The organism is Streptomyces actinomycinicus, from assembly GCF_016741775.1.
Lineage (GTDB): Bacteria > Actinomycetota > Actinomycetes > Streptomycetales > Streptomycetaceae > Streptomyces > Streptomyces actinomycinicus.
Genome location: NZ_JAERRK010000002.1, coordinates 287,432 through 302,476 on the forward strand (window position 1 = coordinate 287,432; position 15,045 = coordinate 302,476).

The window sequence follows — 15,045 nt, forward strand, 5'->3', positions numbered from 1 at the left end:
GCCGGTCAGTGGAAGAAGTGGCGCGTGCCGGTGAAGTACATCGTCACGCCCGCCTTGGTGGCGGCCTCCACGACCTGCTCGTCCCGGATCGAACCGCCCGGCTGGACGATCGCCCGGACACCGGCGGCGATGAGGATCTCGGGTCCGTCGGGGAAGGGGAAGAAGGCGTCCGAGGCCGCGTAGGAGCCACGGGCCCGCTCCTCACCGGCCCGCTCGACGGCGAGCTTGCAGGAGTCGACGCGGTTGACCTGGCCCATGCCGACACCGACCGAGGCGCCGTCCTTGGCGAGCAGGATCGCGTTGGACTTCACCGCCCGGCACGCCTTCCAGGCGAAGGCCAGCTCCCGCAGTTCCTCGGCGGAGAGCGCCTCACCGCTCGCGAGCGTCCAGTTGGCCGGGTCGTCGCCCTCGGCCTGGAGCCGGTCGGCGGCCTGGAGCAGCGCACCGCCGTCGATCGGCTTGACCTCGACCGGGTGGGCCGGGGCGTCGGGGCAGCGCAGCACGCGGATGTTCTTCTTCTTGGTGAGGGCCTCCAGCGCGCCCTCCTCGTAGTCCGGCGCCACGATGACCTCGGTGAAGATCTCCGCGACCTGCTCGGCCATCTCCTTGCTCACCGGCCGGTTCACGGCGATCACACCGCCGTACGCGGAGACCGGGTCGCACGCGTGCGCCTTGCGGTGCGCCTCGGCGACGTCCGCTCCGATCGCGACGCCGCAGGGGTTGGCGTGCTTGATGATCGCGACGCAGGGCTCGTCGTGGTCGTACGCGGCACGGCGGGCGGCGTCCGTGTCCGTGTAGTTGTTGTACGACATCTCCTTGCCGTGCAGCTGCTCCGCCGCCGCGAGCCCGCCCTCGCCCGAGGTGTAGAGGGCGGCGGGCTGGTGCGGGTTCTCGCCGTAGCGCAGGGTGTGCGCGCGCTCCAGGGTGGTGCCGATGAACTCCGGGAACGCGCCCGCGGCGGAGCCGCTGTCGGACGCGGCGTCCGCCGGGGCGTACGCGGACGCGAACCAGGAGGCGACCGCGACGTCGTACTCGGCGGTGTGCCGGAACGCCTCGGCCGCCAGGCGCTTGCGGGCCGCGAGGTCGAAGCCGCCGTCCTTCACCGCGGCGAGGACGTCGGCGTACCGCCCGGGGCTGGTGACCACGGCGACGGACGGGTGGTTCTTGGCGGCGGCGCGGACCATCGAGGGACCGCCGATGTCGATCTGCTCCACGCACTCGTCGGGCGAGGCGCCGGAGGCGACGGTCTCCCGGAACGGGTAGAGGTTGACGACGACCAGGTCGAACGGCTCCACGCCCAGCTCGGTGAGCTGCTCGCGGTGGCTGTCCAGGCGCAGGTCGGCGAGGATGCCGGCGTGCACCCGCGGGTGCAGGGTCTTGACCCGGCCGTCCAGGCACTCGGGGAAGCCGGTCAGCTCCTCGACCTTGGTCACGGGAACCCCGGCGGCGGCGATCCGGCCGGCCGTGGACCCGGTGGAGACCAGCTCCACACCGGCCTCGTGCAGCCCGCGGGCCAGCTCCTCCAGGCCGGTCTTGTCGTAGACGCTGACGAGCGCGCGACGGATGGCCCGCTTGTTGCTCTCGGCGGTCACTGGATAACTACCTTTCGTCCCTCAATGCGATAGCCGTTGCGGGCGAGCCGCCCCACGACCTCGACGAGCAGCCTTCGCTCGACTTCCTTGATGCGCTCGTGCAGCGCGCTCTCGTCGTCCTCGTCCCGGACCTCGACCACGCCCTGAGCGATGATCGGCCCGGTGTCGACACCGTCGTCGACGAAGTGGACGGTGCAGCCGGTGACTCTGGCGCCGTACGCGAGCGCGTCACGGACGCCGTGGGCGCCGGGAAAACTGGGCAGCAGGGCCGGGTGGGTGTTGACGAACCGCCCGCCGAACCGCGCGAGGAACTCCTTGCCCACGATCTTCATGAAACCGGCGGAGACGACGAGGTCGGGCTCGTACCCGGCCACGGCCTCGGCGAGGGCGGCGTCCCACTCCTCGCGGGTGCCGAAGTCCTTCACCTTGCACACGAAGGTCGGCAGCCCGGCCCGCTCGGCACGGGCGAGACCCTCGATGCCGGCTCGGTCGGCCCCGACGGCCACGATGCGGGCGCCGTACGACTCGGCTCCGGTGCGCTCGATCTCGTCCAGGAGCGCCTGCAGGTTGGTGCCGGATCCGGAGACCAGCACGACGAGGCGCTTGACCGCTGGGCCAGGGGTGGTGGCGGCCACGGTGGGGCCCTTTCTCGGGTGGCGATCCATGTACGGCCGGTCCGTGCATCCGTACTGTGCATTCGTACGAATGCTTCGTGCTCCCGGATACGGGGAAGTCTACGAAGCGGGCGACCGCCAGCAACGATACCGGCACTCGGGAAGGGCCCCTCGGGACGGGTCGCGGGGCGGACGGTAGCGTTCGCAAGGAGTCACGAAGGAGCAGCCTCGGGAACGCGGTGGTCGTGCGGTGCGTTCAGAGGGTGGAAGCTCACGTCGACTGCCGTAGTCACCTAGGGGAAGACGCTTTTTTCATGCCCGATCGCAGCCTGCGACTCCTCACGTTCCCGCAGCACCCGGCCCAGGGAGGCGAGCGTGGCTCCGCACTGCTGCGGGAGCGTCCGACCTCACCTCCGGCACAGACTTCGCAGGGCGGCTCGGGCAGTTCGGGAGGCCCAGGCGATTCGGGTGGCTCGGGAGCGGGCGGCGCAGGGCAGGGCGGCCCGGGCGTGCCGGATGGCTCCGGTCGTGACGGGCTCGGTCAGGGTGGGTCCGGGCACGGTGGGTCCGGGCACGGTGGGTCCGGGCACGGTGGGTCCGGGCACGGTGGGTCCGGGCACGGTGGCCCGGGGCAGGACGGTTCCGGCGGCCAGGGTGGTGAGCGGCAGGACGACAATCCGTTCGCGCCGCCGCCGGAGGGCGCTCCGGACCGGCCGTGGCAGCCGCGCCATCCGGGGGGCGCTACCGGTCCCGGGTACGGCGCGGATCCGGGGCAGGGCCACGGTCCCGGTCAGGGCCACGGTCCCGGTTGGGGCCACGGTCCCGGTTGGGGCCAGGGTCCCGGTTGGGGCCAGGGACATGGCCAGGGCCAGGGCCAAGGGCAGGGTCCTCAGGGGCCGGGGCACGGTCCGGGTCCGGTGAACGGCCCCGGTCCGGCGCACGGCCCCGGGCAAGGTCCGGGTACGGATCCGGCGCAGGGGCAAGGTCCGGAGCAGGGCCCGGGTCCGGGTGGCTACTCCCCCTGGGGCAATCAGTGGAGCGACCGGCAGCCCGGCCGCTCCCCCGGCGGCTTCGGTGAGCGGCCCGGCAGCGGGCCCCAGGGCCCCGGCGGCCCGGCCGGCCCCGGCATGCGCTGGGACCCGACGGACCCGGCCCAGCGCCGCGCGCGCTACGCCCTGCTCTCCGGCATGTGGTCCGTCTTCTTCGTCCTGTTCAGCTGGCCGTACGTGGCCTTGCTGCTGGGCGCGCTGGCCCTGTACTGGGGGGTGAGCGCGCTGCGTGCCAAGCCGCGCCCTTCGTCGCCGGACGCCCCGTCAGCGCCCACGGCCCCCACCGGCCGGCCCCAGACCACGGCGGCCGTCGGCGGCCTGATCACGGCCTCCCTGGCCCTGGTCCTGGTGGCCTCGACGTTCACCGTTCAGCTGGTCTACCGCGACTACTACACCTGCGTCGGGGACGCCCTGACGCACGAGGCCAAGCAGTCCTGCGAGACCTTGCTGCCGAAGGAGCTGCGGGGCGTACTGGGCGCGCAGAACAGCTGAGGCCGACCGCGGCGCCGGTTCCACGCGCGGAACGCATTCGCCGGCCGCGCTGGACCGGGTGCCGCACACGCCCTCGCCTGCGCGCCGAAGCGATGTCTCACTCGGGAGCGTCCGGCCGGGGGCGGGGGCGGAGACCTCGTGGGGTCTCGGGCCGTGGGCCCTGCTGCCGCTCCGGGTGGTCCGAAGGGCCAGGTGGGAGGGGCGGCCAGGGGATGGGGTCGACGTCGGCGGGGCCGGGGCCGGCTGCGTGGGCGGGGCCGGGGTCGGCTGCGTGGGCAGGGCCGGGGTCGGCTGGGTCGGTGTCGCCGGGACCGCCGGCCTCCGCGTCGGCGGTGTTCCGGGCCGCGGCGGCCTCCTTCAGGGCGGCCCAGCGGGAGGCGCGGGCGACGTCGTTGTGCCAGTCCGTGGGGTACGGCTCGGTGAAGGGGGTCGGGAACGGGTCCTCGGCGGGGAGGAAGTCGTACAGGTCCTCCTCGCCCGCTTCGGTCGTACGGGGGATGCCCCGCCCCCGCTCGGACGGCTTCGCCCCGCGCGTGCCCTTCGCCCGCCGCGGGCCCTCGGCCCGCTGTGCTCCCTTCCCCCTCTGCGCCCCGTCGGTCCGCACCGCCGGATCGGCCACGGTCGCTTCCGGTGCCGGGACCGCTTCCTCTGCCTTCACCGTCTCCCCCACCGACTCCCCCGCCGTCCCCGCACCCCAACCCCTCACCCCGCCGGTCAGCGCATCGCTCATCGCACCGGTGAGCGCATCGGCCACCGTCCCCGCACCCGACAGGTGCCCGGCATCCGTGCCGCCCGGCTCCACATCCCCGTCCCGCCCAGCGTCCCTGCCAACCGGCTCCACACCCCCCGCCCCGGCAGCCGAACCACCGGTGGCCGCACCCGCCGCCCCGGCAGCCGAACCACCGGTGTCCGAACCACCGGTGGCCGCGCCCACCGCCCGCCCGGCAACCGGACTGCCGTTCACCGCACCCGCCGCCCGCCCGGCGCCCGTACCGCCCGTACCGCCCGTCACCGCCACGGCCCCCGTTTCCCCGCCCTGCGCCGGGATCCCGCCGCCGCGCCGGCGACGGCTGCGGAGTCGCCAGGCCCGCGCCGTGAGCGCGACCGGTGTCGCGAACAGCAGGGTCCAGGCCCCGGCCGCCGCTCCGGTCTGCCACCACACCGGGCCGAAGCGGGCCAGCGCGGCCAAGCCCAGGGGGCCGCCCGACAGTTCGGCGAGCAGGGCGAGGACGGCCGCGCACACCAGTGCCGTCAGCACGACCACTCCGGCGGTCCGGGCGGCCGACCAGCCGGCCGGGGCCGGTTCCCCGGCCGCCGGCCGTCGCACGGCCGACCGCGCCACGAACCAGCCCGCCGTCATCCCGGCCACCGCCGGGACCGCACCCGCCGCCCAGTTCTGCGGCGTCCCGGCGCCCGGGTCCGGCACCGCTGCCAGCAGCGGGAACGGGGGCAACAGCGGGGCGGGGTCGGAGAGGAAGGGGTGGACCAGGTGGCCGGTGCCGAGCAGGAACCCGGGGCCGAGGGCGTAGGACACGGCCCACACCGCCGCGTTGGGGATCAGGGCGACCCCGAGGAGCAGTACCGCGAACCGCCCCGTCCAGCCCTCCGTCAGCTGCAGGAAGGACGCCCGCGCCGCGTCGCCGTGCCAGACGAGCGAGACTCCGACCAGCAGTGCCCCGCCTCCGAAGGACACCGCCGTCGCGGCACCGGCGGCGCGTGCGGCCGCCCCCAGCCGGGCCCGCGCGTCCGTGCCGAACGCCAGCCGCCGCACCGGCCCCGGCAGCACCACGAGCACGCTCAGCACCGGGCCGCGCGGGCAGCCGTACGCCGACCAGACCCCGGCACCCGCGGCGCTCGCCGCGACCAGCGGCAGACACACCGTCACCCAGGTCCACTCGGGGCGCAGTTCCCCACCGGAGCAGTACAGCGTCGCGGCGGCGCCGACGCCCAGATAGCCGAGGACCACCCCGGTCCATGCGGTGTGTGCCGGGACCGGTGGCGGGCCGTCCGGCTCCGCGGACGCGTCGGTGGCGTCCCGCGCCGCCTGGAACAGCCGCCACACCGGCAGCGCGAGCAGCAACAACGGGGTGACACCGACGGGCAGGGGCGCACCGGAGAGCGTGTCCGTGCGGACCAGTTCCACACCGTGCGCCAACAGCCACAGCGCGGCGGCGACGTGCAGTGCGCCGCCCGGTCCGCTGTCGGGGTAGGGCGAGCTGACCCACAGCGCCATCACGAGCACGGCGAAGACACCGAGCCCGAGTCCGGCCGCGACGGCGCCCCCGAGCAGGCTGGCGGCCAGACCGGGCGAGCGGTCGCGCATCCGGGAGAGCAGGGGCGACAACGACGAGCGGCGAGCGGACATCTGGATCACGCACGCCATGCTCCCAACGACACGCGCTTTCCCGTCGTAACAGGCGAACCCCCGAAGTGTCGCTCAATATATGTTTATGTTCTTTATCGCACGAAAGGGTGCACGGTGACGACGCAGAGCCCCGCCAGCCCACTGCCACCGCCGAACGAACGCCGACGCCTGCGCCGCTTCCGGCCGCTGACGCCGGCTCAGCTCGCCACGGCACCGGAGGCTTCCGGAAAAGTGACCCCGCAGAAGAACACCGCATCACCCCGCACGCCCGAGCCCCAGCCCCTGACGCCCGCTCAGACCTTCGACGCGCTGTACGCCTTCTGCTCCCCCGCCCTCGTCCGCCAGACCTATCTGCTCACCGGCCGCCGGGAACTGGCCCGCGAGGCCGTGGAACGCGCCTTCCAGCTGGCCTGGCAGCGCTGGCCCGAGGTGGCCCGGGACCGGGACCCGGCCGGCTGGGTGCGTGCGGTGGCGTACGACTGTGCGCTCTCCCCGTGGCACCGCTTCCGTCCCCGTTACCGGAACCCGGAGCCCCCGCCGGCCGACCCCGCCGACCGCGAGCTGCTGCACGCCCTGCTCCGGCTGCCGCCGACGTACCGGCGCACGCTCGTCCTCTACGACGGTGTCGGCCTCGACCTGCCGGAGACGGCGGCGGAGACGGAGGCGAGCACCCCGGCCGCGGCCAGCAGGCTGACCCACGCCCGCGAGGCGCTGGTCGCCCAGTTGCCCGAACTGGCCGATCCCGCCCGGCTCCACCAGCGGCTGCTCGAACTGGCCTCGACGGAACGCCTGGGCGCGGGCAAGCCGACGGTGGTCCGCACCGGCGGCGAACGCCGGAACGTGTTCTGGACCCGGGCGGCCATCGCCTTCACCGTGACGATCATCGGCGCGACGGCGCTCACGCTGCAGACGGCGCCGACGCGCTACGAGGCGCCCGTGGCCCCGGCCCAGGCGGTGCAAGGAGTCCCCCCGCCGGCGGCCATGGGCCCCCTGTCCCAGGAGGAACAGGCCCTGCGGGCCAAGCTCCGGCGCGCCGAGACGAGCGGCCCGGAGCGACTGTCACCGGAAACGAGGTGAGCACGGCGGCATCCACCGGAAATGGCGAGCACAGACGCCGGTAGGCCCGCCCCGGGCGACGGGACGGGCCTACCGACGTACGGTCAGGAAACTCAGGCGCTCAGGATCTCGCGCGCCAGCTTCGCCGTCTCGGTCGGGGTCTTGCCGACCTTGACGCCCGCGGCCTCGAGGGCCTCCTTCTTCGCCTGGGCGGTGCCGGACGAACCGGAGACGATGGCGCCGGCGTGGCCCATGGTCTTGCCCTCGGGCGCGGTGAAGCCCGCGACGTAGCCGACGACCGGCTTGGTCACGTTCTCCTTGATGAACGCCGCGGCACGCTCCTCGGCGTCGCCGCCGATCTCACCGATCATCACGATCAGGTCGGTGTCGGGGTCGTCCTGGAACGCGGCCAGCGCGTCGATGTGCGTGGTGCCGATGATCGGGTCACCACCGATGCCGACGGCCGTCGAGAAGCCGATGTCCCGCAGCTCGTACATCATCTGGTACGTCAGCGTGCCGGACTTCGAGACCAGGCCGATGCGGCCCGGCTTCGTGATGTCGCCCGGGATGATGCCGACGTTCGACTGGCCCGGGGTGATGATGCCGGGGCAGTTCGGGCCGATGATGCGGGTCTTGTTGCCCTTCTTGCCGGCGTACGACCAGAAGGCGGCCGTGTCGTGCACGGCGATGCCCTCGGTGATCACGACGGCCAGCGGGATCTCGGCGTCGATGGCCTCGACGACCGCGTCCTTGGTGAACTTCTCCGGCACGAAGATGACGGAGACGTTGGCGCCGGTGGCCTCGATGGCCTCCTTGACGGTGCCGAAGACGGGTACCTCGGTGCCGTCGAAGTCCACGGTCTGACCCGCCTTGCGCGGGTTCACGCCGCCCACGACGTTGGTGCCGTCACCGAGCATGAGCTTGGTGTGCTTCATGCCGGTGGCACCGGTCATGCCCTGGACGATGACCTTGCTGTCCTTGTTGAGCCAGATAGCCATGGTGTTTGGTGTCCTCGTCCTGAGTGCTTACTTGGCGGCGTGGGCCAGCTCGGCGGCCTTGTCGGCCGCGCCGTCCATGGTGTCGACGCGCTGCACCAGCGGGTGGTTGGCGTCGGTGAGGATCTGCCGGCCCAGCTCGGCGTTGTTGCCGTCGAGGCGGACGACGAGCGGCTTGGTGACGTTCTCGCCACGGTCCTCGAGGAGCTTCAGGGCCTGCACGATGCCGTTGGCGACCTCGTCACAGGCGGTGATGCCACCGAAGACGTTCACGAACACGGACTTGACGTCCGGGTCGCCCAGGATGATCTCCAGGCCGTTCGCCATGACCTGGGCGGAGGCGCCACCGCCGATGTCCAGGAAGTTGGCGGGCTTGACGTTGCCGTGGTTCTCACCGGCGTACGCGACGACGTCCAGGGTGCTCATGACGAGACCCGCGCCGTTGCCGATGATGCCGACCTCACCGTCGAGCTTGACGTAGTTGAGGTTCTTCTCCTTGGCGGCGGCCTCGAGCGGGTTGGCCGCGGCCTTGTCGTGGAGCTCCTCGTACTCGGGGTGGCGGAACTCGGCGTTGTCGTCGAGCGACACCTTGCCGTCGAGGGCGATGACCTCGCCGGAGGCGACCTTCGCGAGCGGGTTGACCTCGACGAGGAGGGCGTCCGACTTGATGAAGGTGTCCCACAGCTTGACGAGGACGTTCACGACCTTGTCGGCGACCTCGGCCGGGAACTTGGCGGCCTCGACGATCTCGCGGGCCTTGGCCTCGTCCACACCGTCGATCGGGTCGATCGGCGTCTTGGCGACGGCCTCCGGACGGGTGGCCGCCACCTCCTCGATCTCCATGCCGCCCTCGACGGAGGCGATGGAGAGGAAGGTGCGGTTGGCCCGGTCGAGGAGGAAGGAGACGTAGTACTCCTCGAGGATCTCCGGAGCGGTCTCGGCGATCATGACCTTGTGGACCGTGTGGCCCTTGATGTCCATGCCGAGGATGTCCGTCGCGCGGGCGACGGCCTCGTCCGCGGAGGCGGCCAGCTTGACGCCGCCGGCCTTGCCGCGACCACCGACCTTCACCTGAGCCTTGACGACGGACTTGCCGCCCAGCCGCTCGGTGATCTCGCGCGCCGCCTCAGGCGTGTCGATGACTTCACCGGCCAGCACCGGTACATCGTGCTTGGCGAAGAGGTCCCTCGCCTGGTACTCGAACAGGTCCACGCGCTTCCGTCCCTATCAGTGATCTCGCGGTTCGTTGGATGCGTGGGCGTGCCGCGAAGGGCAACGTGACGTCCGCTTGTCACTAGGGGGGCGCACACGGTGTCCGAGCGCGCGGCATGTCCGTCTCGCAGGTTATCGCCGCTTGCGTGGGGTCCCTAAATCGAGGGTCACACCCGAGCGGTGATACCTGTCACATGATGCCGGATTCCATGGCACGCCGTGCCGCCAGTGGGATGCGGACGGGGATGCGGCACGGGCGGCCTGCGAGGCCTCACCGGGCTGGGGTTGACCCGGTGAGGCCCCGGGCGGCCCCGGTCGACCGGGGCCGGAGCGCTTGATCCCCACCCCAATGGGGACCACCCGCCCCCTCCGTGAGGCCCCGCCCGGACGGGCCGACGGCATTCGGCCGCCCGGGTGCGTCACCCCGCGGAGCTGTCGGGAGCTGTCCAGGACACCCACCCCCCCCGGGCGGATGCCCCGCGACACGCCGGGTACGCCATGGACGCGGCCGACACCCCGGGCTCCGGGCCCCTGGCGCCTGGCGCCTGGCGCCTGGCGCAGCCACGGGACGCCGGGCCTCGGGCGCCGCGGGGCGCCGGCACCGGACGCCGGGTCCCGGGCGCAGGGTCCTGGGGCGCAGGTCCTGGGCGCAGGGTCCTGGGCTCAGCAGGGCGCTGATCCTCGCCGCCCGCCGTGAGCTGCGCAAGTCCCCTGTTACCGATTGGTAGGCATGTCCTCTTCCTGTCCCTTTCCGGCCCGGCGTCACGCCGTGTCCGGTATCGGCAGCGGCCGCTTCTCCAGGGCGGCGGCCATCACCTCGGGAAACAGGTCGGGCGTGCAGGCGAAGGCGGGCGCGCCGAGCGCGGCGAGCGCCGCCGCGTGCTCGCGGTCGTACGCGGGCGCTCCTTCGTCCGACAGGGCGAGCAGCGCCACGAACTGCACGCCGGACGCCTTCATCGCGGCGACCCGCTTGAGCATCTCCTCGCGAATGCCGCCCTCGTAGAGATCACTGATCAGGACCACCACGGTCTCGGCCGGCCGGGTGATCCGGGACTGGCAGTGGGCGAGCGCCCGGTTGATGTCCGTACCGCCGCCGAGCTGGGTGCCGAAGAGCACGTCGACCGGGTCGTCCAGCTGGTCGGTGAGGTCCACGACGGCCGTGTCGAAGACGACCAGACGGGTGCTGATCGACCGCATGGAGGCGAGGACCGCCCCGAACACCGACGCGTAGACCACGGACGCCGCCATCGACCCGGACTGGTCGATGCAGAGCACGACCTCCTTCTTCACCGACCGCGCGGCCCGCCCGTGGCCCACGAGCCGTTCCGGTACGACCGTGCGGTGCTCGGGCAGGTAGTGCTTGAGATTGGCCGCGACGGTGCGGTTCCAGTCGATGTCGCGGTGACGTGGGCGGTGGACGCGCGCGCTGCGGTCCAGAGCGCCGGTGAGTGCGGCCCGGGTGTGGGTCGCCAGCCGCTTCTCCAGGTCCTCGACCACCTTGCGCACGACCGCACGGGCCGTCTCCCTGGTCGTCTCCGGCATCGCCGCGTTGAGCGAGAGCAGCGTGCCGACCAGGTGGACGTCGGCCTCCACCGCCTCCAGCATCTCCGGCTCCAGCAGCAGCGAGGCGAGGCCGAGCCGGTCGATGGCGTCGCGCTGCATGACCTGGACGACGGAGGACGGGAAGTAGGTGCGGATGTCCCCGAGCCAGCGGGCCACGGACGGCGCCGAGGCGCCGAGCCCGGCCGAACGGTCCCGTCCGGTCTGCGGTCTGTCGCTCCTGCCGTAGAGCGCGGCCAGCGTGCCGTCCATCGCCGCGTCCCGGCCGGACAGCGCGTGTCCGGTGCCGTCGGCCTGGTCCCCGCCGAGCACCAGCCGCCAGCGCCGCAGCCGCTCCCGCGCCGGGTCGGACGCCTCGCCCGCCGCCGGTCCGTCCGTCCGGTTCGTCATGCCCCCACCCCCGCAAGGCTGTCGTCGTGCGTCGTGTCGCGGCCCGGGTCCAGGCCGAGCAGCAGCCGCAGCACCGGAAGCACGGCGTCTGCGCGCCCCGTGTCCGGTTCGGCCGCGAAGCCGGGGATCACGGCTCCCCGGGCGGCGGTCCCGCCGGGCCGGTCTCCCGGGCCGCGCCGGACCAGTTCGCCGAGCGTTCTGCGCACACCCGGCTCGTACGCCGCGAAGGTGCGGCGCAGCAGCGGCAGTACGTCCGTGAAGGCATCCGCCGGCACCCCGGTCAGCCAGGTGTCCAGCAGGCCGAGCAGCCGCTCGTCGTGCACCAGCAGCAGTCCGCCCCCACCACCGGCGAACCCCTCGATCCAGGCGGCGGCAACGGCAGGGGGCGTGCCCGGTGACAACACGAGCCCCATCAACCGGGCCGCCTCCCCGGCCGGCAGGGCGCCGTCGTCCAGCAACAGCCGCACGGCCCGCCCCCGGATCACACCGGGCGCGGTGTCCCGCAGCGACAACGTCCGCAGCACACCCCGCCAGCGCCCGCGCAGACCGGCTCGGCCCCCGTCGCCGCCCTCACCGTCCGCGCCGCTCGCGTTCCCCACGGCGCCCGCGCCGCCCGCGCCATGCGCCCCTCCCCCGTACCCCGCACCGCCCGCGCCGCTCCCGCACCCGGCGTCGTCCGCGCTTCCCCCATGCCCCGCGCCGTCCGCGCCTCCCCCCTGCCTCGCGGCACCCGCGCCGCTCCCGCACCCGGCGTCGTTCGCGGAAGCCACGGCGTCCAGGGTTTCCGCCAGCAGTCCCACCGCCGTGTGCACGGCGTCCACGTGCCCGCGCATCTCCTCCGCCGCGTCCGCGTCGAGCGCGGCGCACGCCGGTGGCAGGCCGATGAAGATGCGCTCGGCGAGCCCCGCGGCGACCTCCGCCAGCGCGCCGGTGTCGGTGCCGCGCACGTCGCCGTAGCGCAGCGAGCGGACCAGCGCGGGCAGGGCCTGGGCGAGATGGGCGACGTCGGTGTCGAGGGCCGCCCGGTCGGCAAGCACCCGCATGACCACGGGCAGCGCGTCCGACATACCGGCCAGCAGACACTGCTCGGCGAGCGCGGTGACGTCGGCAAGGCCACGCGCGGTCTCCGCCTCGGCCTCGGCCTTGGCCTGTGCGGCGGCCGACACGGTCGTCCCCCATACGCCCGCCTCGGCGACCCGCACGGACAGCTCGGGCTCCCAGCGCAGCCGCCAGGTCTCCCGGAACGTGCCCGTACTCCCCCGGGACCGGGCCGGCTCGCCCCAGTCGACGCCGAGCAGCCGCAGCCGGTGCAGCAGCCTGCTGCGGCCGGCGTCGGTGTCCCCGCGCAGGTCCAGCTCCAGCTCGCGCTCCGACGCCTCCGGTTTGAGCCGGAGCGCACGCTGCTGCCGGGCCAGGTCGCGCTGCAGCGGCACCGCGGGAGCGGATTCGGGGACCTCGCCCAGGACGTCCCCGACGACCAGCCGGTCGTGGACCAGGGCCAGCGGCACGTCCGAGCCGTCGCACATGACGGCGCGGACCGCGTCGGTGGTCTCGCCCAGGCCGGGCAGCGGGCGGCCCCGCATCACCGCCAGGGTCTCCGCGAGGCGTACGGCCTCGATGACGTGCGCGGAGGACACGATCCGGTCCTCCGCGCGCAGCAGCCCCGCCACCTTGGTCAGCCACCGCTCGACCGGCCGGTCGGGCGCGTGGAACAGATGGCCGTACCAGCCGGGCGAGTCGATGCCGGCGCCGTAACCGCCGGCCCGGGCCAGCCTGCGGTGCGTCCAGGGCACCCAGGTCAGGTCCGTCTTGACCTTGGGCAGGCCCCTGAGCAGCGCCCGGTCGGCGGTGACGGTGCTCTTCTCGCGCAACGCGGGCACGTGCCAGGCCCCGCACACCACGGCCACGGCGTCCCCGAACTCCTTGCGCGCCTCGCGCAGCCGCAGCCGCATGTGCGCCTCGCGGACGAGGTCCCGGGGCCGCCCTCCGGCGCCGTACCGCTCGCGCAGCGCGCCCATGGCCTCCGCCACGGCGGCGAACGGCACGAGGGGGTCCTGCTCGCCCGGCCCCCGGTGCTCGACGACGTCCTCCCACCAGCGCTCGGGGTCGTCGTATCCGGCGGCTTCCGCGAGCACGGCGAGGGGGTCGACACGGACTTGGTCGTCTTCAGCGGCGACGACCGGCTCGCCATCGCCCCGGTCTGCGGGCAGCGCCCGGGCCTCTTCCTCCCGGGCCAGCGTGTGCGTCGCCGGCAGGTCGACGAAGCGGGCCGGGACCTCGTGTTCCACGGCCCACCGGACGGCCACCCATTCGGGGCTGAACTCGGCGAACGGCCAGAAGGCCGAGCGTCCGGGCTCGTCGACGGCGTGGGCGAGCAGGGCGACCGGCGGCCGCAGGCCGGGGTCGGCGACGAGTGGGATCAGCGCGTCGGCCTCGGGCGGGCCCTCGATCAGGACGGCGCGGGGCCGGGCGGCGGCCAGCGCGGCCCGCACCGCGCGCGCGGAACCGGGCCCGTGGTGCCGTACGCCGAGCAGCAGCGGCCCGGAGCCGTACGTCTCGCGCCGGCCGGTGCCGGTCATGCGCTCACCTCGCGGCAGGCGCGGTAGAAGTCCGTCCAGCCCTCGCGCTCGCGGACGACCGTCTCCAGGTACTCCCGCCATACGACCCGGTCGGCGGCCGGGTCGCGGACGACGGCACCGAGGATTCCGGCGGCGACGTCGCCGGGACGCAGCACGCCGTCGCCGAAGTGGGCGGCGAGCGCGAGGCCATTGGTGACGACGGAGATCGCCTCCGCGGTGGACAGCGTGCCGCTCGGCGACTTCACCTTCGTGCGGCCGTCGGCGGTGACGCCGTCGCGCAGCTCGCGGAAGACGGTGACGACGCGGCGGATCTCCTCGATGCCGTCCGGTGCGGCCGGCAGGTCGAGGGAGCGGCCGAGCTGCTCGACCCGGCGGGCCACGATGTCGACCTCCGCGTCGGCGCTCTCCGGCAGCGGCAGCACCACGGTGTTGAAGCGGCGGCGCAGGGCGCTGGAGAGGTCGTTGACCCCGCGGTCGCGGTCGTTGGCGGTGGCGATGAGGTTGAAGCCGCGGACCGCCTGCACCTCCTCGCCCAGCTCGGGAACGGGAAGGGTCTTCTCGGACAGGATGGTGATCAGCGTGTCCTGCACGTCGGCGGGGATGCGGGTCAGTTCCTCCACGCGGGCCGTCATGCCGTCGGCCATGGCGCGCATGACGGGGCTGGGCACGAGGGCGTCGCGGCTCGGGCCGTGCGCGAGGAGCTGTGCGTAGTTCCAGCCGTACCGGATCGCCTCTTCCGGGGTGCCGGCCGTGCCCTGCACCAGCAGTGTCGAGTCGCCGCTGACGGCGGCGGCAAGGTGCTCCGACACCCAGGTCTTGGCGGTGCCGGGCACGCCGAGCAGGAGCAGTGCGCGGTCGGTGGCGAGTGTGGTGACGGCGACCTCGACGATGCGGCGCGGCCCCACGTACTTGGGTGTGATCACCGTGCCGTCCGGCAGGGTGCCGCCGAGCAGGTACGTCGCCACCGCCCACGGCGACAGCTTCCAGCGGGCGGGGCGCGGGCGGTCGTCCTGCGCGGCGAGCGCGGCGAGTTCGGCCGCGAAGGCGTGCTCGGCGTGCGGTCGCAGCACCTGCGCGGTCTCGTCGCGGTCGGGTGCGGCGGTCGTCGGTTCCACGGTCACGGACATGGCTGAGGCCCCCT

The 15,045-nt window shown here is 73.8% G+C and carries 10 protein-coding genes; 2 read left to right on the forward strand and 8 right to left on the reverse strand.

The features are described from left to right. Positions 1-5: 5 nt before the first annotated feature. Both purH and purN read right to left on the reverse strand, forming a co-directional pair. A complete protein-coding gene (purH, locus tag JK359_RS05335) occupies positions 6-1,592 on the reverse strand; it encodes a bifunctional phosphoribosylaminoimidazolecarboxamide formyltransferase/IMP cyclohydrolase (protein WP_201832122.1) in 1,587 nt (528 codons plus the stop codon). Beyond that, a complete protein-coding gene (purN, locus tag JK359_RS05340) occupies positions 1,589-2,257 on the reverse strand; it encodes a phosphoribosylglycinamide formyltransferase (protein WP_201832124.1) in 669 nt (222 codons plus the stop codon). The genes purH and purN overlap by 4 nt, the downstream gene beginning before the upstream one ends. Before the next feature lie 458 nt (positions 2,258-2,715). Here purN and JK359_RS05345 point away from each other — a divergent pair, with 458 nt between their 5' ends. After that, on the forward strand, positions 2,716-3,747 hold the full coding sequence (locus JK359_RS05345) for a hypothetical protein (protein ID WP_372445351.1): 1,032 nt from the start codon (positions 2,716-2,718) through the stop codon (positions 3,745-3,747). A 97-nt stretch (positions 3,748-3,844) separates the two neighbouring features. Here the strand turns inward: JK359_RS05345 and JK359_RS40530 are convergent, their stop codons facing one another. Next, the gene (locus JK359_RS40530; RefSeq protein WP_443729074.1) at positions 3,845-6,112 is read right to left on the reverse strand and encodes a cell division protein PerM; all 2,268 of its coding nucleotides are present in this window, start codon (positions 6,110-6,112) and stop codon (positions 3,845-3,847) included. A gap of 114 nt (positions 6,113-6,226) precedes the next feature. Here JK359_RS40530 and JK359_RS05355 point away from each other — a divergent pair, with 114 nt between their 5' ends. Next, complete coding sequence (locus JK359_RS05355; protein WP_201832126.1) at positions 6,227-7,189, forward strand: RNA polymerase sigma factor; 963 nt, start codon at positions 6,227-6,229, stop codon at positions 7,187-7,189. A gap of 92 nt (positions 7,190-7,281) precedes the next feature. Here JK359_RS05355 and sucD read toward each other — a convergent pair whose 3' ends face one another. The 5 genes from sucD to JK359_RS05380 all read right to left on the reverse strand — a co-directional run bounded on the left by sucD (position 7,282) and on the right by JK359_RS05380 (position 15,031). After that, positions 7,282-8,166: a succinate--CoA ligase subunit alpha gene (gene sucD, locus JK359_RS05360; RefSeq protein WP_201832127.1), complete on the reverse strand. Its 885-nt coding sequence runs from the start codon at positions 8,164-8,166 to the stop codon at positions 7,282-7,284. Between the two features lie 27 nt (positions 8,167-8,193). Continuing rightward, on the reverse strand, positions 8,194-9,375 hold the full coding sequence (gene sucC / locus JK359_RS05365) for an ADP-forming succinate--CoA ligase subunit beta (protein ID WP_201832128.1): 1,182 nt from the start codon (positions 9,373-9,375) through the stop codon (positions 8,194-8,196). A gap of 762 nt (positions 9,376-10,137) precedes the next feature. After that, positions 10,138-11,325, reverse strand: a complete 1,188-nt coding sequence (locus JK359_RS05370) for a VWA domain-containing protein (RefSeq protein ID WP_201832135.1) — start codon at positions 11,323-11,325, stop codon at positions 10,138-10,140. Further along, positions 11,322-13,904: a DUF5682 family protein gene (locus JK359_RS05375; RefSeq protein WP_201832137.1), complete on the reverse strand. Its 2,583-nt coding sequence runs from the start codon at positions 13,902-13,904 to the stop codon at positions 11,322-11,324. The genes JK359_RS05370 and JK359_RS05375 overlap by 4 nt, the downstream gene beginning before the upstream one ends. Beyond that, positions 13,901-15,031 (reverse strand): ATP-binding protein, encoded by a 1,131-nt coding sequence (locus JK359_RS05380; RefSeq protein ID WP_201832140.1) that lies wholly within the window; start codon positions 15,029-15,031, stop codon positions 13,901-13,903. The genes JK359_RS05375 and JK359_RS05380 overlap by 4 nt, the downstream gene beginning before the upstream one ends. Positions 15,032-15,045: the final 14 nt, after the last annotated feature.